A 21187-nucleotide genomic window follows, 5' to 3' on the forward strand; every position below is an offset into this window, starting at 1 on the left:
AAAAGTTACAGGGTATAATTAAAGCATCCAAGAAATCTTGTAATAACCTTCTAGAGATCGGAGTAATGAAATGAAATATAGCAATTTAGAAGAGTGTGTTAATGATTTAGAGAAGCATGGACATTTGGTTCGTATTCATGAAGAAGTGGACCCTTATCTGGAGATGGCCGCGATTCACTTGAAGGTTTATGAAGCCGGTGGCCCTGCATTATTATTTGAAAATGTAAAAGGCTCGAAATTTCGTGCCGTATCTAATCTTTTTGGAACGCTAGAGCGCAGTAAGTTTATCTTTCGGCGTACTTGGAACTCCACACATAACGTAATTGCACTTCGTAACGATCCGGTAAAAGCACTCAAAAATCCTTTTAAATATGTAGGGACAGGACTATCCGCGAGAAAAGCATTGCCTATTAAAAAGCCGGGTGGTCTACCAAGTGGTTTCCAGGAAATCAGTATTTCTGATCTTCCGCTGATCACACATTGGCCGGAGGATGGTGGCGCTTTTGTCACATTGCCGCAAGTGTATTCCGAAGATCCAGACAAGCCTGGCATTATGAACTCCAATCTGGGGATGTACCGTGTTCAATTGAATGGTAATGAGTATGAACTCAATAAAGAGGTTGGTATTCACTATCAAATTCACCGCGGTATCGGCGTGCATCAAGAAAGAGCTAATCGAAAAGGAGAACCGCTTAAAGTGAGCTGTTTTATCGGCGGACCTCCAGCGCATACGTTATCGGCTGTAATGCCTTTGCCAGAGGGTATGAGTGAGATGATCGTTGCCGGTTTACTTTCGGGACGTCATTTTAGCTATAGCTATGTAGATGGATATTGCATTAGTAATGATGCGGATTTTGTGATCACAGGGGAAATTCATCCTGGGGAGACGAAGCCGGAAGGACCTTTTGGCGATCATTTAGGTTATTACAGCTTGGTGCATCCTTTTCCAGTTATGAAAGTACATAAAGTGTACGCTAAAAAGAATGCAATCTTTCCATTTACGGTTGTCGGCAGACCCCCACAAGAGGATACCGCTTTTGGTGAGTTAATTCACGAGTTGACGGGTGGAGCTATCCGACAAGAAATCCCGGGTGTCAAAGAAGTTCATGCAGTAGATGCTGCAGGTGTTCATCCCCTTTTGTTTGCGATTGGCAGTGAACGTTATACACCTTATCAACAAGTGAAGCAGCCAGCGGAGATTCTTACGATCGCGAATCGGATATTAGGCACAGGTCAGCTTAGTTTAGCTAAATTCTTGTTTATTACAGCTGAAGAGAAACAACCTATCAGCACACATGATGTTGAGGATTTCTTGACGTATATTTTAGAGCGAATTAATCTTCGCAGAGATATTCATTTCTATACGAATACAACGATTGATACCCTTGATTATTCTGGTACAGGACTAAACAGCGGAAGTAAGGTGATTTTCGCTGCGGTTGGGGAGAAGAAAAGAGAGCTATGTACAGAGGTTCCTGACATACTTGAACAACTACAGGGATTTGGACATGCAAAGATGGTGATGCCAGGTCTCGTGGCGCTTCAAGGCTCTAAATTCACTACTTACGCTGAAGCAGCGCAGGAAATGAACAAGTTTAGCGAAGCGATTCAAGTACAGGGAGCACTCCCATCTTGTCCGATGATTATTGTGTGTGATGATAGCGAGTTCTTAAGTGATAGAATTGAGAATTTCCTATGGGCGACGTTCACACGCAGCAATCCTTCTCATGATATATATGGCGTGAACAGTTCAACGGAGTATAAGCATTGGTCATGTGATAACGTGATTATTGATGCGCGTGTAAAACCTCATCAAGCGCCACCATTAATTCCGGATCCAGCGGTTCAAAAGCATATTGAACGATTATTTGCTCCAGGTGGGAACTTAAACGGTAAGATCTAACCATAACTCAAAGACCTTCTTGGGAAACCAAGGAGGTCTTTTTGCTGTTTTTTGAAATGATTTTACTAAAATGAAATTAAAAATGTATAGGTTGTATTCTGGGTTTTATGTCCCAGCTTGTCACGAAATCGTAGGATTTTATAACTATAGGCGAGTGAATTGAACGGTTTAGTGTATGATAAACTCTGTTTTTTAAATGTTCATAGTGAAACTTAGGTGGTAGTATCGTGTTGGATATGAGTGCATCTGGAAATAATTATCCAGAAAAGTGTCTGAGCAAGGAGGAGGGGATACGCGCACGAAGTGAACTTATATTTGAAGAACGAATGACAATGAAGCTTATTGTAAGCGTTTACTACAAAAGGGCCAGATGCGTACTAAGTTCTTTCAATCATAAGAAAGCGGGTGAAGCACGGAAGATGAAGAGAAATAAAATGGGGAATAAAATACTTATTGTGTTATTGTCGTGGGTCTTCATTTGTTCATCTCTATTTCCCTCTACAACATTTGGAGTGCAACCAGCCAGTGCAGATTCAGGTCCAATAACTTTGCGATATGATTTTGGAACGGCAACAAGTCCTGTAATGAGTGGTTATACAGCTGTGCATGAATCAAAGTTGTATACGAAGGAGCTAGGATATGGTTTAGATCAGGCGGTTGCCTCAAGAAATCGCTCGGGCGGAGATGAACTGACTAATGATTTTGTACTGGGATTGTCCTACGCCTTTCTAGTGGATCTTCCTAATGGGGATTACGATGTGACTGTATTCTCAGGAGATTTATTGGCAGGTACAAGTAACACTAAAACTACGATTACCTTAGAAGGTGTTACGGCTGGTTCAATAAGCAGTAAGCAGGCTGTAAATCAAGCCACTTACCGCACGACTGTCCAAGACGGTCAACTAACCGTTGGCATCACGGGTACAGGGGTTGGCGGGTATTTAAATGGACTTATGATTCAGCAAATCGTGCCGGGTCCACTGCAGGCTCCTGAGGGCTTAGCGGTTACGAATCTCTCGCCCACTGCGGTCTCTCTCGGGTGGAGCAGCGTGACAGAAGCAGTCTATTACAATATATATCGGACAGAGCTTCCTAGCGGGACTATTCAATCGGTAGCTCAAGTTACTGCTAACAGCTACGTGGATTCAGACGTAAATGAAGGCAGTGGCTACATTTATAATGTGTCTGCTGTTAAAGGCAGCGGTGAGGAGTCTGCTTTGAGTGCACCTGTGACGGTAGATGAAATTCCGGGGGCAGAGGTTCCGGCAGCACCAACGGGCCTTTCGATTGTCAGCGTGGGTGCGAGTTCTGTTCAGCTAAGTTGGAACAACGTGGCGGGAGCTACCCGTTATACAATCTTAGGGTCTGATTCAGCAGATGGATCCTTCCAAGAGATTGGCCAGTCGGAGACAGCGACATTTACGGATGTAGCAGTGGATACCTCTAAACGGCAATATTATGGGGTAAAAGCTGCTAATGCCCAAGGAGAATCCCAGTTATCTAACAAAGTTGAAAGTATGGTATACACGCCGCCTGTAACATTGCCAGAAGGAAATGTATATTCCTTTGATTTTGGCCCAGGTGCTGCGGCGGAAGGTTATCTTAAGGTCGATGCAGGGGTATCTTATTCCTCTGCGGTTAAATATGGATTTACGGATATATCAAAGGTAACTGGTGTAGACCGGGGAACCACTGATCCTTTGCGATCGGATTTGGTAGTCCCTAAGGATACTACCTTTAATGTAGATTTACCGAATGGTGACTATATTGTGTCACTTATCGCTGGAGATAGCGTCGGAGACACGGACATTGGCATCAAAGTAGAATCCATTCAAAAAGTTCAGCAGACAAGTAAAACAGCTGGTCAGTATTTGGAAATGAGCTTTGACATCGCTTTGGTGGATGGACAAATGAACTTGGTGTTCTCTGGCATGAAGCCTAATATCAATGCACTGGTGATTACTAAGCAGCCAGATCGTCCTGCTAATGAATTGCCTACAGTTTATATTGCGGGTGATTCAACTGTGCAGACTTACGATCCTTACTGGATACCACAGGCTGGCTGGGGACAAATGATTCCTGATTTCTTTAGTGAGGAAGTAACGTTTAAGAATCACGCTATCGGAGGCCGCAGCTCTAAGTCATTTATTGTAGAGGGGCGGCTGGATGAAGTACTGCGAAAGATACAGCCAGGTGATTATTTCCTTATCCAATTTGGCCACAATGACGCAACGATCAGTGTTCCTGATCGGTATGCCTCTCCAGCAGATTACAAAAATTATTTAAAAACGTATGTCGAGGGTGCCAGACAAAGAGGAGCGACTCCGATTCTGGTGACCCCGATGGGCCGCAGAGATTATAATGCTGCCACGGAAAAATTTAATGTGAGTTTCCCTGAATATGTGCAGGCGATGAAAGAGGTAGCCAATGAGCTGCATGTGGAATTGGTTGATCTTAGCGCGCTAAGTGTCGCTTATTACAATTCGATCGGTTTTGCAGCTACACGCTCTGTATTCCTTCACCTCGATGCAGGGATATATGGTGCTTTCCCGAATGGGTCGGCAGACGATACTCACTTTCAAGAGTACGGAGCGATTCAAATGGCTCGTCTGCTGGCCAAAGGAATAGAGCAATTAAACATTCCGCTTTCCAGCTTTGTACAGGACATTAAGCAGCCAGAAACAGTGCCTGCCAAGCCAAAAGGTCTTGTGGCGGGAAGTATCAGTAATGCAGGTGCAGTACTGAAATGGGATAAAGTAGAGGGTGCTGATATTTATAAAATCTATCGTAAGCTAGCGTCAGAAGCTGAAACTGCTTACGCATTGGCGGGAACTGCCACTGTTCCAACTTTAACATTAAGCGGAATGGCGGAAGGTAACAGCTACTCCGTTCGAGTGACTGCAGTAAATGGGTTAGGAGAGTCTGAGCCTTCAGATGAAGTTAAGCTGACTACGAAGTCCGCTCAATACCGTTATGATTTTGGACCTGTTGGCTCACCCGTTGCCGCCGGTTATACGGAAGTGAACCGTAATGTACTTTATACAACAGAACGTGGTTATGGCTTGTCCTCAAGTGAAGGTATGAGTGATCGAGATCGCGGTAGTGCGACTGATGCCCTTCGTAGAGATTTCGTGATCTATTTTGGAGGTTCGTATGAATTTAAAGTTGATTTACCGAATGGTTATTACTCCGTTAAGACCTATACCGGAGATTGGATTGGTTCTACCAAGACGAACGTAGCAATTGAAGGCAAAGATTATGGAACAGTCTCTTCAGGTAAGGAAAATATTGCTGAGAAGCTGTATAACCAGATCGCTGTCAAAGACGGTCAGATGAATCTTGTTTTTAGTGGCACAACGGCTCATCTCAATGGACTGGAAATCACACCTCTATTATTAGCCCCAACGAATCTAAAACTGGCTAGTCTGGACTTAAACAATGAGCCTATCACAGCTAATCTATCTTGGGATGGTATGGATGGTGCGTTGAAATACCGAGTGTATCGTCAGGCAACGGTTGCGAATAGTGCAGAGCTGCTGGGCGAGACAACAGAGCCGCTTTACACAGATACCACTGCGGATATCGGTATGGAATACATCTATACGGTAACTTCGGTGGACAGCACGGGACTGGAATCCGTAACATCTAATGCCTTAAAGGTGTCTATGATTGATCCAGCTGTAGCAAAAGCAGCCGTACCAAGTGGTCTATCAGTACAATCTACGAACAAAAATGATGTGACCTTTACGTGGAATGAGGTTTCGGATGCAAGGATGTTCAACATTTATCGTGCGAAATCCGCGGATGGTGAGTTCATTCTAATCGGCAAATCATTTGAAGCTTCATACACAGACACGACCATTTTAAGTACAATTCCTTACTATTACAAAGTTGCCTCGGTAAATGCAGGCGGTATCTCTGATCTTTCCGCTTCGCTGGAAACCTCAGCGGTGACAACGCTATACCGGAAGATGGAGGCGCTGGATCGTGCGCCTGTAGCGGTTAAGACAGATGCGGGTGTTTATATCAGCTGGCGGATGTTAGGTCTGGATCCAGAATCGATTGGATTCAATCTGTATCGTGGGGAAGAGAAGCTAAATGATTCGTTGATTACTCATAGCACGAACTATCTTGACACTTCCGGTACAGCTGACGCCAAATATAGAATTACATCAGTAATCAATGGAGTCGAAAAAGCGGCTTCGGAAGAATTCAGCGTATGGCAGAAGCAATACCTATCTATCCCCTTGCAAAAACCAGCAGATGATTACACCAAAGACGGTCAGCCTTATACGTATAGTGCAGGGGATGCAAGTGTAGGGGATGTGGATGGTGATGGGGTCTACGAAATCATTATGTTATGGTCGCCTTCGAACAGCAAAGATAACTCCCAGGCAGGTTATACAGGACTAGTCTATATGGATGCTTATAAGCTAGATGGCACACGTTTATGGCGGATTAATTTAGGGCCTAATATTCGTGCGGGCGCGCATTATTCACCATTCATGGTTTACGATTTGGACAGTGACGGGCGTGCTGAGATTATGCTGAAGACAGCAGATGGTACGGTTGATGGTCAAGGTACTGTGATCGGTGATGCTAGTGCAGACTATCGCAATAGTTCGGGTTATGTGCTCCTCGGCAATGAGTATTTAACAGTGTTCGAAGGGGCAACAGGCCGGGCTGTGGATACGGTTAGTTATGATCCGCCGCGTGGTGATGTGGGCGCTTGGGGCGATGCCTATGGTAATCGGGTGGACCGCTTTTTAGCCGCCGTAGCTTATTTAGATGGTGAACAGCCAAGCGTGATTTTCAGCCGTGGATATTACACTAGAACTGTACTTGCAGCGTATAACTATCGCGGAGGTAAGCTAGAGAAGGTATGGCGATTTGATAGTAATGAAGAAGGGTATGGCGATTACGCAGGGCAAGGAAACCATAACCTTTCAGTAGGAGATGTAGATGGTGACGGCAAGGACGAAATAACCTTCGGCGCGATGGCGATCGATGATGATGGATTGCCACTGTATAATACAAAGCTTGGTCATGGGGATGCGATCCATTTCGGAGATCTTGATCCTACCAGACCGGGGTTGGAGGTCTTTGATGTACATGAGCATACCGATTCCAAGTATGGTATTGAAATGCGTGATGCAGCTACAGGGGAAACCATATGGGGTGTGTTCACAGGAATTGATACTGGACGCGGAATGTCAGCAGATATTGACCCGCGTTATGCTGGGGAAGAGGTATGGGCTGCAACGATCACCAATGAAGTGCAGATCCCTGTTACAGGCGTATACAGTGCACAGGGAGAGCTAATCACGAATAAGCTGCCTTCCTCAACGAATTTCGGCATTTGGTGGGATGGCGATCTTTTGCGGGAATTGCTGGATTCTAATCGAGTGGATAAGTGGGATTACACTAACCAGACAACAGCTAATTTGTTGACGGCAACTGGGGCCTCTTCTAATAATGGCACCAAGGCGAATCCAAGCTTGCAGGCGGATCTGTTCGGGGATTGGCGTGAAGAAGTGATCTGGCGAGCAACGGACAGTTCTGAATTACGAATCTATACAACAACGGATATGACAGATTATCGTATCCGCACATTGATGCATGATCCGATCTACCGACTGGGAGTGGCTTGGCAGAACGTGGGTTATAATCAACCTCCGCATCCTGGATTTTTTCTTGGCGAAGGCATGGAACAACCAGCGGCGCCAAAAATTCAATATGTAGGTTCACCGGGGGAAACAGAAGATACTACACCACCTGCAATCACGGGTTTACCTTCTACTCAAATGAGTGAATCGGATGTTTTGAAAGTACAGGTCGTAGCAGAAGATCCTGAATCGGGTGTTCGTAGTCTGGCTATCACCTTTGATGGAAAAGAAGTTGTCTACGGTGATAAGATTCCACTAACAGGACTTACGGGATCACATACGTTCATCGCAACAGCTGTGAATAACGCTGGACTCTCGACGACAGAACAAGTAATTATAGTCGTAAACGGGCCTCAGAAGGCTACAGGAATTCCGGGGCAACCGGTTCTATCCAATAACAATGGGCAGGATACAGGACTCTTGGATGGTGATTACCAAATCACAATGAACATGTGGTGGGGCAATAATGGTACGATCTACAAGCTATATGAGAACGGTACCTTAATAGACACGCAAACCTTACGTGACGACTCCCCAACCGCACAGACCGCAGTGACTAGTGTTACTGGAAAAGAAAACGGTACCTACACCTATACTGCTGAGCTGACCAATTCTTTTGGCACAACGGTGTCTGCTGCTCATGTGGTTATCGTGAAGGATGCTGCACCAGGTAAGCCAGTGTTATCTAATGACAACTGGGATGGTGATGGAGAGTATAAAGTGACCATGAATCAATGGTGGGGGATGAACGGCAAAGTGTATCGCTTGTATGAGAATGGAGTGCTGATCGATACACAGACTTTAACAGCAAATACTCCGAATGCCCAAACGGCTTCTACTTCGATCACGAATCGATCTCCGGGTGTTTATGAATACCGTGTAGAACTGATGAATGATCAAGGCGTTAGTGAAAGTGCAGTTATGAAAGTCTCGGTAAAATAATTAAGCAATAGTTAAAAAAGCGCCTACGTCGGTAATATCCGGCTAGGCGCTTTTTGAGATTATCTAAGATTTAAAGGATTCTGCAAGACTATTTCCACTATCATCGTCATATGAATCTAAACAACGAATGATAGGGAGGATTGTAATCATGGAATTGACGGATATTATCTCTAAGATTGTGGTAGTCATACATGTTATAGCGGCCATAGTGGGAATTGGACCAGCTTTTGTGCTGCCAATACTGACAAGCTCTGCCAAGACAGGCAGCCAGCTTCGTTTTGTATTTGGCATGATGAAGACAATCAACAGATTCCCTAAAACGGGTGGAATTACCCTGATCGTTACAGGCATTTTGTTAATGATCATTGATAAAATGGGCTTGTCGGTGTTGTGGATCAATCTTTCGTTATTATTTTTTATCGTGATAGAAGTCATTATTATTGGATTTGTTGAGCCTCGATTGAAAAAGCTGACCCAGCTCGTGATGGCGAGTGAAGGCGACGAAATCCCTGTAGGCTACAACGCCGCTATGAACAAGATCGCTCCGTTAGAAGCAGCTGTACATGTGCTCACTATCGTCATTATTATATTAATGGTAGTAAAGCCGGTATAAGATCGAAGCGTCTATTCTCAATGATCTCTTCATAATCGCGAATGAGTCCATCAAAAATGCTCTCCCACGAGCGGCCGAGCGCCAGCTGTCGCCCCTCATAACCCATAGCAGCCAGCTTTTGGGGTTGCTCTATACATGCACAAATCTCACGAATAAAAGCATCCGGGGAACGAGGTGGGGCGATTATTCCGGTGCGACTGGGTGTAACCAGATCCTTCACCCCGCCTTCATTTACGGCGAGGACAGGCAGTCCAGAGGCCATGGCTTCAAGGACAACATTACCGAAGGTTTCCGTACTGGAAGGGAAGACGAATAGATCAGCTGAGGCATACAATTGGGCAAGCTCTTCACCGTGTTTGTAGCCCGTAAACGTGACATTTTGCGGCGCCTGCGCCCGCATCTCTGATAATAAGGGACCGTCTCCAACAACTAACCAATGTACCTGAGCTTGCATAGACTCGGGCAATTGCTGCATGGCGAGAGCAAGGGTGTTGATATCTTTTTCAGGAGCAATCCTTCCCACATACAGAAGTAATATCGGTGCGGTAATTCCGTAACGATCACGGACCTGATGGCTGCGTTTTTTCGGAGTGTAGAGATTGCAGTCGATGCCTCTAGACCAAAGCTTCAAACGTTGAAAACCTTGAGCTTGTAGGGAATCGAGTGTTTCATTGGAGGGAGCGAAGGTAGCATCGCAGGACCGATGAAACCACTTCATGTACTTCCAATAAAGAGGAACAATTTTTTTCATCCGATAATATTCAAGATAGCGATCAAAATGGGTATGATAGGAGGCGACATGAGGCAGGCCAAGCTTTCGCGCATAGCGAAGGCCGCATAGACCAATATTGAATGGAGTAGCCAAATGAAGCAGATCGGGTCGAAAAGCTTTTAGCTCTGACTGGATGGAGGACATATTCGGCAGCGCGAGTCTACATTCCGGGTATAAGAAAAAGGGGATACTGGTAATGGGACGTATGGGATCGGCATAACTGTCTTCAGGAGCAGATTTCGGCGAAAATAGCAGATGCTCGATACCTCGCCGGTTCAAATGAGTGGTTAAGCGCTGAAGCGTAAGTGAGACACCATTCGTTTGCGGAAGAAATGTGTCTGTAAATAAAGCAAGACGCATAGAACCCCTCCCAGGTACTCTTGATGTCTTGATCATAACAGCCCATTATTTCATGGAGGTCAAACGGATGTTAAACAGAATATAAAAATCCACTGCACACGGTAATGAGGTGTACAGTGGATTTTTTTGTATGTGATCTTATATTTACACTTCTTCATATATCTGCTGTAAAAAAGCGATGCTTTCTCTTAGATGCGATTCAGGAGTACTCTCTAAAATGCCCTGAATATGCGGACGCTCGTATTTCATATAACGGAGAATCGGCTCAAACTCAAGCCAGCCCTGACCTACAGGAACAATTTTGATGGCTCCATCTTGCACGATAAAATCTTTTAAATGAATGATGGCAATTCGATTTCCTAAGAGCTTCAAAGCTTCCATAATAATAGCTTCCTGATGCAAGTAATTTGTAGGTGACATTAGATTTGCGCAATCCAATATGATCTGAAGATTATTAGAAGGAATCTCATCCAGCAGTCGGCGAGTTAAGGAAGCGGAATACAGCGGATGATGAAGTCCTGCTTCAATACCTACCGTCACACCAAAACGTTCGGCCTCTGCGACCATTAGCTTTACCGAAGTAACGACCTGTTGAAAAGCTTCTTCTGTAAAATTATCTGTGGTATACCCAAGTGCCACACTTCCGGTTTCCGTACCTACTAGACTGGCACCGAAATCTCTGGCCAAGCGAAGATGGGTATTGAACTCGGCTAACGCTTGTGCCCGTTTGTATGGATCGGTGTCTACAATATTAACGTAACAGCCCAGCACCGCAATCTGAATACCAGCCTGTCTAAAGGCATTTCCGTAATAACTAGCTGTTCCAGGGCTTATAGCAGTCAGACTCGGAGTGCTGTCAGGAAAAGATTTCTTAAGTGCAAACTGAATATGAGCGAAATTATAGAACTGAATCTTTTCAATTAAATCCTTCAATGAAACTTGTGTGAAATCATGTGCTCGAACACCTAGGTGCAGGGGAATACTCATATGATCGATCGCTCCCATTAGTATTGTTGTTTGTGTGGCGCTAATTTATCCCAGTCAAAGGTAACCCCAGTGCCTGTTACTTCAGGCGCAATCGCCATGCCATTGTCCTTGTTAATCACTAGCGGGCGAGTGGTGTATTGATCGATAGGGAAACTATGCATTTCCAGATAACCTGCGTTGGGCATAGCGGCTAACAAACTAACATGTAATTCCTGCATTCCATGTGTGGAGACGGAAAGGTTATATGCTTGTGTTAAGTGAGCCACCTTTAACCAGCCCGTAATCCCGCCTATATTGGAAGCATCCGGTTGAGGAAAATCCACATGGCCATATTGCAGCATGTGATGGAATTCAGTTAAGGTCCGAAGGTTTTCTCCGCCTGCAACAGCAATGCCTGATTCTTCTGCAATACGCGCATAGCCGGCATAATCTTCCGGAATCGTTGGTTCTTCTAAGAAGAGGATATCGTATTTCAAAAATTCACGAGCGGCTTTAATCGCTTTTTCTACACTCCAGCTCATATTCGCATCGACCATAAAGGCCACATCTGGACCGATTAATTGGCGCACCGCTGACACTCGTTCCACATCTTCAGCTAATGTTTTTTGTCCTAGTTTAATTTTGACAGCCTGGAGGCCCATATCTAGGTATTTTTGATTGTTGAGGAGGAGCTTTTCTAATGGGAAATTCAAATCAATCGCTCCGCCATAACATTTGACTTCATTGCTTGCGCCACCCAGAAGTTTGTAAAGCGGTTCATCTGCTTTCTTCGCACGTAAATCCCATAAAGCGATGTCACATGCTGCAATGGCGAAGCTAGCCAGACCCCCGCGAGCAACATAATGTATTCCCCAGTTCATCTGCTCCCAGATACTTTCCACACAGCTAGCATCCTTACCGATTAAAATCTGAGTTAATTCATTCGCAATTAGTGAGCAGATTGCTTTGCCGCCAAATCCGCCAGTATAGGTATAACCTACCCCTTCACGACCGTCATCGTTTCTAATTTTGACAATGGGAACTTCAAAGTGAGTGTGCAGTCCGTGTTTAGCGTCCTCCATGATTTCCGGCAAAGGGATACGATAGTACTCTGTAATAACTTCTTTAATTAGAGACATCTGTGATCACTCCTTGTAGTAGTTGTTGTAAGTCTGTTAATGGTAAGGCAGTAGATTGTTCAATAGCCTGAACCACAAGTCTGGCGATGTGCTGAGCACCTTGATCAGAGAAATGAGTATCATCCATAACTCCATTTGGGTAATTCGGATGTGCTTTTTCAGGCAAATGCATGAATAAATTTTTGGATTCTTCAACACCTAACGAACGATAGAGCACTTGCGAAGCTGCGAAAATATCAAGCAGCGGTGTGTGCGTTTCTTCAGCTACCTGCTTCATAGCCTCGGGATAAGCGCCTACAGCAAGCGGGTCAAGCTCTCCATCGGAGTTGAAGCGGCGGCGACTTACAGAGGTTAGTAGAACCGGAGTCCCGCCTAACTGCCGAGCAGCTTTAATATATTGAATTAGGTTGCGGCGATAGTCAGTGTCGGGATCAGTGTAACGCAAAGGATCTTCTTTTTTCTCATCGTTATGTCCAAATTGAATGAAGAGGTAGTCACCGGCCTTGAAGTCTTTAAGGATGTCCTCCAGGCGGCCGTCAGTTATAAAGGATTTGGTACTGCGACCATTAATGGCGCGATTCTCGATTCGAACAGAAATCCCAAAATAACCTTGCAGGTATTCTCCCCAGCCAGTCATAGGTTTTTCTCCAGCGCCTTTGATAGCCGCAGTGGAATCTCCCGCGATAAATAATGTGGGTGTCATAGGATCTTCTCCTTGAATGTAGTGGTGTTTACTTAGCCATTTCTCAGAAAGGGAAAGCCATTGCTGGCAATGAGGATGTTCTTTAGCAAGCCCTAAACCATACCGTCCTTATTCTCCACAGGAACGCTGGCATCATTTGCTGTAGTCCATATAAAAGTTGGAGGTGTTAGAGAAGTCATCTGTGATTCTGAGGAGTAGGCGTGAAGCTCAGCTTGTGTTGGGTGGTCTCCCAGGCGTTGCAAGAGGATAAAGGGTGAGTAGTGAGGTTTCCAGAGAGAGCTCGGTTTGTTCTGCATGGTTGGAATGTACACGGAAGCTCAACATTGTGTTCCAATTCCTCCTTAAAAGATTATATGCACACGTTAACATATTTCAGAAAAAAAGAGAGACTCTTTTTTTTGATTCCACCTGAACAATAGTTCTCTCTTTTTACATTGATTCGTCAAAGGTGGATTTAAGTTTTGTGCCAGCGTTGTGATCCCGGTATTGTCCGGGTGTCATGCCTTCCTGCTTACGGAAAGAGCGAATGAAGTTCTGAGAGTTGTTATATCTTAATTTGGCTGCAATATCTTTAATGGGCATATCAGTTTCCTTCAGCCATTTTTTCGCCATTTTAAATCGGTACATCGTTAAATATTCGCTGAAATAGTACTGAGTCTCCTTACGGAAGACGCTGCTGATATAGTTGGCATTATAATGCAGACGTGAAGCACATTCTTCTAAAGTAAGGTCTGTATCGTAATCATGTTGTATCAAATCGATGATCTTCTCTGAGATGTTGTGGTATTGAGCATTTTGTCTGCTGTTAAAAATCTTGATCATCGGATAAATGACCATGCTCCAATACCAATCTTCAATCTCCGTTACAGTATGGAGGTCATGCAGCTCCTCAAATATGGAACCATTAGCATGATAAATTTGATTTAAGCTAATACCGGATTCCTGCATCATAATGAGTAAATTATTGAGTAAGCGCGTCAACGGGATCTGGTATTCCTGTGGTGAAAGCTCGTGAGCAAAGATAGATTTGAAGAGCAAATGAATGAGTTCCTTTGCTTTATCTGTTTCAGCTAATTTGATAGCGTCCAGTAAGTCATTTTCTTTATGAGTAGGGTAGTTCAAATTCAGATAGTGCTTGCCAGAGTTAATATTCTCATACTGGATAATGACACCTTTACCAAGTTTGATCCGATGCTTCAGTGCTTCGAGTCCCTCTCTGTAAGCCGTGGATAATTTATCGAAGGTGTTGAAGGGAAGGCTCAGACCAATGCTCACCTGAAGCTTTAGGTAGTTGTTTATTTCCTGCTGCAGCTTCTCCGTTAACGAATATAATGTCTTGTGAAAAGACTCGGTATCACTGTCTGGACTCCCCAATAAGACGACTACTGCATGATCCATAATTACAGGTGCCAGTCGTTGTTCAGGGCAGACTAACTCTTCGATTATATTGTGGGCAGCGAATAATAAGAGATTAAGATCTTTTTTCTCATAGCTGGAATCATCGGCAAAATCAATCGACAACGTAATCACAGCCATCGTCTTCCATTCTTCGAGCTGCTTATGGTAGCCGAATTGTTCCAGCTCTTCGTGCAGATCGCGCTTCTTCACGTTGCCATGGAAAGCATTGATTAGGAAGAAGGTACGCACCTGTTGGATATGCTGACGGACTTCTTTTTCCAGCTGTGATTTGGATTGGAATAAAGAATGAACTTGTTCTCCAATAATCTGAAATTCATTCGTGTGTCTGGATTTAATGTCCGGTTTGCGTTGGCCCATTTGATTGAGTAGTCTTTCAATGGGAGTGTACATCCGTCTTGAACCGATCCATGCCAAGAGAATAGACAATAGAAGCATAAAGCTACACACGAATATCGTAAACAGGCTAATTTTTTTGGATTCTTTCGTTAAACTTTCCATGGATGTGACCGAAAGATAGACCCAGCCATTCATCTGAGAGCGCATGTAAGTGACGGAGTAATCCTTCTTGTGGATCCTGGTCTTAAACTGACCTGAAAGTTTAGATGGATTAGTAATGAAAGAATCTTCTGTAAATCCGCCTTCTTTCATTGGTTTCCCGATCAAGTTGCGGTCCGGATGGAGCAGGAATCGACCTGTCTTATCCAGAACGATAATATCATCGAGTGGCTGTACATCCGAGTTAATGAAATCCTGAAGACTGCAGACAGGAATATTAGCTAAGGCAAGCCCATATTTTTGCAGCTTATTGGTTGGGAGTTTCTTGATAAGACTAATGCTGTAGTTACAGCCTGTGACGTTAATGCTTTCCTCACTGTAAAATATGGAGGATGGGTTCAGGATCCACGAGGTATCTTCGGCAATATTCATCAGGTTGGTGAGCTGCGCATGGTCCTTGTACTCATTTAAGCGATAAACACCAGAATTTTTGATCATCCAATTTTGCTGCTGATTTAATAAGATGACATCTTCCAGCTTCGTATCGAAGGACTGCATATTGCGAATTTCGTTTCTTAAATCATTGTATAAAATGAAATCGGTTTCATTTAAAGGGTTGTTTAGTGCTTTTTTTAATACACTAGAATTGATCACTTGGTTTAATGTTTGATTGACAGTTGTTAACTTATGTTCTACATTTGAGGTGATTTGTAAGATTAATTCCATTTTGCTGTTGTTAACGTTTTTTTGAATTTCTTTTGAAGATGTGAAGTATGAAAAAGAACCGATGAACAACACAGGCAGCGTGCTAATTACAAAGGCAAACATCGTTAGCTTACTTAGAAAGCTTAATGGTCTCACGGGACTCAGCACCTTTACTTATGTAGAAGTAGACACTTGATCTAAGTGTATGTAACTTGGTATGAAATAACAATAATCATCTCGTTCTGTGATAATCATTAGCTCTAATTATGCTTATAAATTGTAAAATTTTCAAGATATAGAGTGATAATCCTTACAATACCTAGGAGGCCACAGAAATGTCTAAAGTATCTATGGGTAAAAGGGCAACGCTGTATTTCTGCTTATTTACCATGCTCGTCTTCTCTTTTTTAAGCGCTTGCAACGATAAGGAATCTGCCGAAGCCGGCCCAGTAGTATCTCCCACGAGCATCTCAATTTTGGCACCCCTTCATTTTCCACAACAGCCTTCGAAAGAGATTATGGCAGAGATCGAAAGACTGACAGGTGTGAAGCTCGATATAAGGTGGGTTCCAGAGGGGGTCTACACGGATAAGATGAACACGGCGCTTACGACCAATTCCCTGGGAAAGGTCACATTTGTAAAATTCTCAGACTACAATCTGGTGAAAAATGCTATTCGTTCGGATGCCTTTTGGGAGATCGGCCCCTATCTTCAGGAGTTCTCCAATCTTAAACAACTGAACCCCGCTATTCTTAAGCAGACTTCTGTAGATAGTAAGATCTATGGCCTATATACGGAACGCCCCTCTTCCAGACAGGGGGTCATTATTCGTAAGGATTGGCTCGACAATCTCCATTTAAATAATCCACAAACACTGGATGAACTGTATGAGGTTATGAGGCAATTTACATACAACGATCCAGATCAGAATGGCAAACAGGATACCTTCGGATTAGTCGATCGAAATGATCTTGTGTATGGGGTATTCAAGACATTAAGTTCGTATTTTGGCACCCCGAATAATTGGAAACTAGAGAATCATCAATTCGTTCCTGAATTTGTGACCGCTGAGTATATGAACACCATGAATTTCATGAAGAAATTATATGATGAGAAAATTATTAATCAGGATTTCGCCTTAACGAGCAAAGAAGTACAACGTGATAAGTTCATTAATGGTATTGCTGGTGTATTTATTGGCAGTATGACAGATGTAAAGCGGCTGTCTATTGAAGCTCAGAATTTGAATCCAAAGGCAGAACTTACGTTAATCAATCGGATCGAAGGGCCAGTAGGATATAAGGTGTGGTCGATACCCAATTATAATGGACTCTATCTCTTCTCCAAAAAAGCCATTGCTACGGAGGATGAACTCCGCGAGGTACTCGAATTCTTTGATCGAACCATGGATAAAGATGTAGCGAATATAATGATGTATGGGTTTGAAGGGCGCCATTATAAGCTTGAGGGAGGAAAAATCATTCTTCCCGAGGAAACCTCAGAACTGCGGGTGCAAGAAGTAAATCCGTTATATTCTTTGATGATTGCAGATATTAGTAATAAGAACATTATGGAGGTGGCTCAGAAGGAGCAATTGACCTCACTTGCAGATCAGCTAAGTAAAGATAATGAATCTTTTCTGGTCGACGATCCGACCGTGTCTTTAAGCTCATCCACCTATGATGAAAAGAATGTGGAATTGTCTACAATCATTGTGGACGCTACGTACAATTACATATTAGGCAATATAACCGCTGAGGGATTCCAGAAGGAAGTTGAGAAATGGAGAGCTAGCGGAGGAAATCTGATTATTAAAGAATATGGTGAGGCTGAGCTTGGGATAGAAAAGTAATTAGGTTAGATAATCTTTGATCCACTGCGGATGACGCGGTGGATTTTTTTGTGTTATCACCATAATCATTTGCTCAGATCCCTTTAAGAACGGGGCTTTATGGGGAAATGATTGTTTTCGTAACCTTGCCGACGATGTAACGTGGAACTCGTAACCAATACAAATTATGGAGGTCAAAATGGTATGAAGAAGAAATCCTTCACCATGTTGTTGACAGCACTGTTAGCGTTCAGCACATTGTTAGCTGGATGTGGTGGTAACAACAACAATCAAGCAAGTTCTGAAACTGCAAGTGGTGAGAGCACTACTAAGCCAGTTGAGACAGAAGCACCTAAAGAAGAAGCGAAAGCAGGACCGACAGAAATTAAGATTATGCTTCCATTAAATACTACAGAAACACCACCCGACAGAATTAAAACAGAAGTGGAGAAATTGACGAACACAAAGTTAACTTATCAATTCTATCCGGCAGATACGTATGAAGAAAAGCTGAATTCATCCTTTGCTACGGGATCACTGCCACAAGTAACCTATTTGAAGAATCAGACAACCTTTATTCAAATGAAAGACGCGATTAAAGACGGTCAGTTCTGGGAAATAGGTCCTCTTTTAAGCGAGTTCCCTAATTTGAGTAAATTGAAACCGGAAATTCTGAATAATACGAAAGTGGATGGCAAGCTGTACACCTTGTATATCGGTCGCCCGCTAGCACGCCAAGGGATCATTTACCGTAAGGATTGGGCAGATAAGCTGGGACTTAAAGCACCAGCAAATGTAGATGAATTGCTGGCTATGGCTAAAGCATTCACAGAACAAGATCCGGATGGTAATGGGAAGAAGGACACCACCGGTATTATTGATCGGAATGAATTAACCTACGGTGCTTTCAAAACAGTATCCTCCTGGTTTGGCACACCGAACACATGGGGCGAGGTGGATGGTAAATTAGCACCTGACTTTACGTTCCCGCAGTATATCGATACGATGGACTTTTTCAAAAAAGCACGTGATGGCGGCTACATGAACCAAGATTTCGCGGCTACTAGTAAAACAGATGCGGTGAATATGTTCACCAGTGGTAAAGGCGGCCTTTATATCGGGGGCTCCATGCAGGATATCGATTCTCTGAATAAAGATACCATCAAGAATTTCCCGGATGCAGTTCTGGACACACATAGTATGGTTGCAGGACCGGACGGGAAGTTTGCACAATGGATGATTCCTGGGTATAACAACGTCGTCTTGTTCCCTAAATCTGCTGTAAAAGATGAAGCAGAGCTGAAGAAGATTCTTGCTTTCTTTGATCAAATGATGACCCCTGAAGTTGCAAACTTGATGTATTGGGGAATTGAAGGCGTTCACTATACCGTTGAAGACGGGAAAGCGAAGCCTGGAGATGATAAAGAGCTGATCGAGCGTGAAGTAAAAGGCTTTAAGGATAGCGTTATCGGAGAATATGAAACGAATGGTATGTACCAAAGCTATAACGTGCTGCCAGGCCGAATTCACGCCGAAGAATTAGTTCTTGAGAATGTGAAGGTGGGTGTTCCTGACCCAACTGCTGCAATGGACTCTCCTACTTATACAGAAAAAGGTGTTGAACTCCAACAGATCATAACCGATGCGACCTACAAGTATATTTACGGGCAGATCGATAAGGCTGGATTTGAGAAAGAAGTGGAGAATTGGAAGAGCCGTGGCGGAGCTAAAATCATTGAAGAATATAACGCATTGTACAAGAAATAGATTCTAGCTGAAAAGGTTGTTGATCCTGTTTCAACAACCTTTTCTTCTCCTAACCACATGGTGAAATAAAGAGTTTGAATAAAGAAGGAGAAAGGAAGAGAAACATGCAGGAACTCACCGCACAGCCAGCCCCACAACAAAAGCGTATATATAAGAGTAACAGTGAACTAAAAAAGCGGCTGTGGAGAAATAAATGGCTCTATGTCATGCTAACGCCGGGCGTACTGTATTTTATTATCTTTAAATATTTACCTATGTATGGATTGATTATCGCATTTCAAGATTACAAGCCCTACCAAGGAATAACGGGCAGTGATTGGGTAGGGATGAAGCATTTTAGCAGGTTGTTCACAGAACCGGACTTCTTAAATATTTTAGTGAACACACTGATCCTGTTTGGATTGAACATTCTTATTTATTTTCCGATCCCGATTATATTAGCCCTGATGCTGAACGAGCTTCGAGGTACATTTTTCAAAAGAACGTTTCAGACCCTATTCTATTTACCCCATTTTATGTCGTGGGTTATCGTCGTCTCCATCTCCTTCGTTATGGTCACGATGGACGGAGGCATTGTCAACGAACTGCTAGCCTATTTTGGCTTTGAAAAAATCAACTTCCTGCTTAACCCAAGCTGGTTCAGGCCGATGTACATTATTCAGGTCATTTGGAGAGAAGCAGGCTGGGGAACGATTATTTATTTGGCAGCCATTGCTGCAATCGATCCGGGACTCTATGAAGCAGCACGTATGGATGGAGCTGGCCGGCTCAGACAAGTCTGGCATATTACACTTCCAGCGATTCGAGGCGTAATTATCACCTTATTTATTTTGAAAATCGGTTCCGTTCTGGATCTTGGATTTGAACATGTCTATCTGCTGCTTAACTCCATGAATCGAGAGGTCGCGGAAATTATTGATACGTATGTATACACCGCAGGACTAAGACAAGGACAGTTTAGTTACAGTACAGCCATCGGATTCTTTAAATCTATTGTTGGTTTGATCATGGTCATGACGGTGAATAAGATCTCCAAGAAAATGGGAGAAGAAGGCGTTTATTGATACGTTGTAGGAGGAATCGAAATTGCATGTTGTAGCAGGATCTTTCACAACTAGTGCGGAGATTGCAGCGAATAAATTTGTGCTAATTCCAAAAGTATGGAGTCTCGAAGCGTACAAGTTCATCTTTTCTACGAACACATTATTTAAAGCGATGGGAGTTTCCATCGGGGTCACAGTGATTGGAACAATTTTCAGTATGTTTATTACCTCTCTGATGGCTTATGCGCTGGCTAGAAAAGATCTGGATGGACGTAAGGTAGTTAACTTCCTGGTCGTATTCACGATGCTTTTTCATGGAGGAATGATTCCAACGTTCTTGGTAGTTAAGGAATTAGGTCTTATCGACTCTTATGCAGCGCTTATTCTACCTTCAGCCATTAGTGCTTTTAACATGATTATCTTAAAGAACTTTTTTCAAAATATCCCTGAGGGCTTGGAGGAATCCGCGAAAATCGATGGCTGCAACGACTTCGGCATTTTGTTCCGAATTGTTCTGCCCTTATCCTTGCCAGCTTTAGCGACCATCGGATTGTTCTATTCGGTTACGTATTGGAATACGTACATGAGTGCTATTCTGTATCTGGATGATAGTGCGAAATGGCCAATTCAAGTACTGCTCAGACAAATCGTTGTCCTTGCAAGTGGAATGGACCATAGCGCTACGCTTGATGCCACTGTTCCACCACCGGATCAAACAATTAAGATGGCTGTCATCGTGGTAGCTACTCTGCCAATTCTCATGGTGTATCCGTTCCTTCAGAAGCATTTTGCCAAAGGTGCCATGTTAGGTTCTATGAAGGGCTAATAAGAGGAAGAGAGAGATTATTCTTTGGAAGGAGCT

General features: G+C 43.5%; 12 protein-coding genes and 1 pseudogene. 7 read left to right on the plus strand and 6 right to left on the minus strand.

The annotated features are described in order from the left end of the window. The first annotated feature begins 70 nt into the window (after positions 1-70). The 3 genes from PAENI_RS06480 (at position 71) to PAENI_RS06490 (ending at position 9124) form a co-directional block, all read left to right on the plus strand. Complete coding sequence (locus PAENI_RS06480; RefSeq protein WP_149644714.1) at positions 71-1903, plus strand: UbiD family decarboxylase; 1833 nt, start codon at positions 71-73, stop codon at positions 1901-1903. 419 nt (positions 1904-2322) lie between these two features. Next, positions 2323-8511, plus strand: coding sequence for a rhamnogalacturonan lyase family protein (locus PAENI_RS32920; RefSeq protein ID WP_316502759.1), 6189 nt, complete (start codon positions 2323-2325; stop codon positions 8509-8511). A gap of 148 nt (positions 8512-8659) precedes the next feature. Next, complete coding sequence (locus tag PAENI_RS06490; RefSeq protein ID WP_042186633.1) at positions 8660-9124, plus strand: DUF2269 family protein; 465 nt, start codon at positions 8660-8662, stop codon at positions 9122-9124. On the opposite strand, the gene PAENI_RS06495 is transcribed toward PAENI_RS06490, so the two are convergent. From PAENI_RS06495 to PAENI_RS06515, 6 genes are all read right to left on the minus strand, one after another. Then, positions 9096-10256, minus strand: coding sequence for a glycosyltransferase family 4 protein (locus PAENI_RS06495; protein ID WP_149644715.1), 1161 nt, complete (start codon positions 10254-10256; stop codon positions 9096-9098). The genes PAENI_RS06490 and PAENI_RS06495 overlap by 29 nt on opposite strands. Before the next feature lie 144 nt (positions 10257-10400). Next, a complete protein-coding gene (locus PAENI_RS06500) occupies positions 10401-11243 on the minus strand; it encodes a sugar phosphate isomerase/epimerase family protein (RefSeq protein ID WP_149644716.1) in 843 nt (280 codons plus the stop codon). A 17-nt stretch (positions 11244-11260) separates the two neighbouring features. After that, positions 11261-12361 carry a mandelate racemase/muconate lactonizing enzyme family protein gene (locus tag PAENI_RS06505; protein WP_149644717.1) on the minus strand — a complete coding sequence of 367 codons (1101 nt, stop codon included), beginning with the start codon at positions 12359-12361 and terminating at the stop codon, positions 11261-11263. Further along, the gene (locus PAENI_RS06510; protein WP_262495529.1) at positions 12348-13064 is read right to left on the minus strand and encodes a rhamnogalacturonan acetylesterase; all 717 of its coding nucleotides are present in this window, start codon (positions 13062-13064) and stop codon (positions 12348-12350) included. The genes PAENI_RS06505 and PAENI_RS06510 overlap by 14 nt, the downstream gene beginning before the upstream one ends. A 92-nt stretch (positions 13065-13156) precedes the next feature. Then, positions 13157-13360, minus strand: a complete 204-nt coding sequence (locus tag PAENI_RS32545) for a hypothetical protein (RefSeq protein ID WP_262495530.1) — start codon at positions 13358-13360, stop codon at positions 13157-13159. Positions 13361-13493: 133 nt separating this feature from the next. Beyond that, entirely contained in the window at positions 13494-15839 is a 2346-nt protein-coding gene (locus tag PAENI_RS06515) for a helix-turn-helix domain-containing protein (RefSeq protein WP_149644718.1), read from the minus strand. A 179-nt stretch (positions 15840-16018) separates the two neighbouring features. On the opposite strand from PAENI_RS06515, the gene PAENI_RS06520 reads away from it, so the two are divergent. From PAENI_RS06520 to PAENI_RS06535, 4 genes and pseudogenes are all read left to right on the plus strand, one after another. After that, a complete protein-coding gene (locus PAENI_RS06520; RefSeq protein WP_262495531.1) occupies positions 16019-17536 on the plus strand; it encodes an extracellular solute-binding protein in 1518 nt (505 codons plus the stop codon). Between the two features lie 183 nt (positions 17537-17719). Beyond that, positions 17720-19282, plus strand: coding sequence for an extracellular solute-binding protein (locus PAENI_RS06525; protein WP_149644719.1), 1563 nt, complete (start codon positions 17720-17722; stop codon positions 19280-19282). A gap of 104 nt (positions 19283-19386) precedes the next feature. Beyond that, positions 19387-20346, plus strand: coding sequence for an ABC transporter permease (locus PAENI_RS06530; RefSeq protein ID WP_149644720.1), 960 nt, complete (start codon positions 19387-19389; stop codon positions 20344-20346). 22 nt (positions 20347-20368) lie between these two features. Continuing rightward, positions 20369-21151 (plus strand): annotated as a pseudogene (locus PAENI_RS06535) (carbohydrate ABC transporter permease); the annotation flags it as partial. Between the last annotated feature and the right edge of the window lie 36 nt (positions 21152-21187).

Origin of the sequence: Paenibacillus sp. B2(2019) (genome assembly GCF_008370385.1) — a bacterium.
Lineage (GTDB): Bacteria > Bacillota > Bacilli > Paenibacillales > Paenibacillaceae > Paenibacillus_AQ.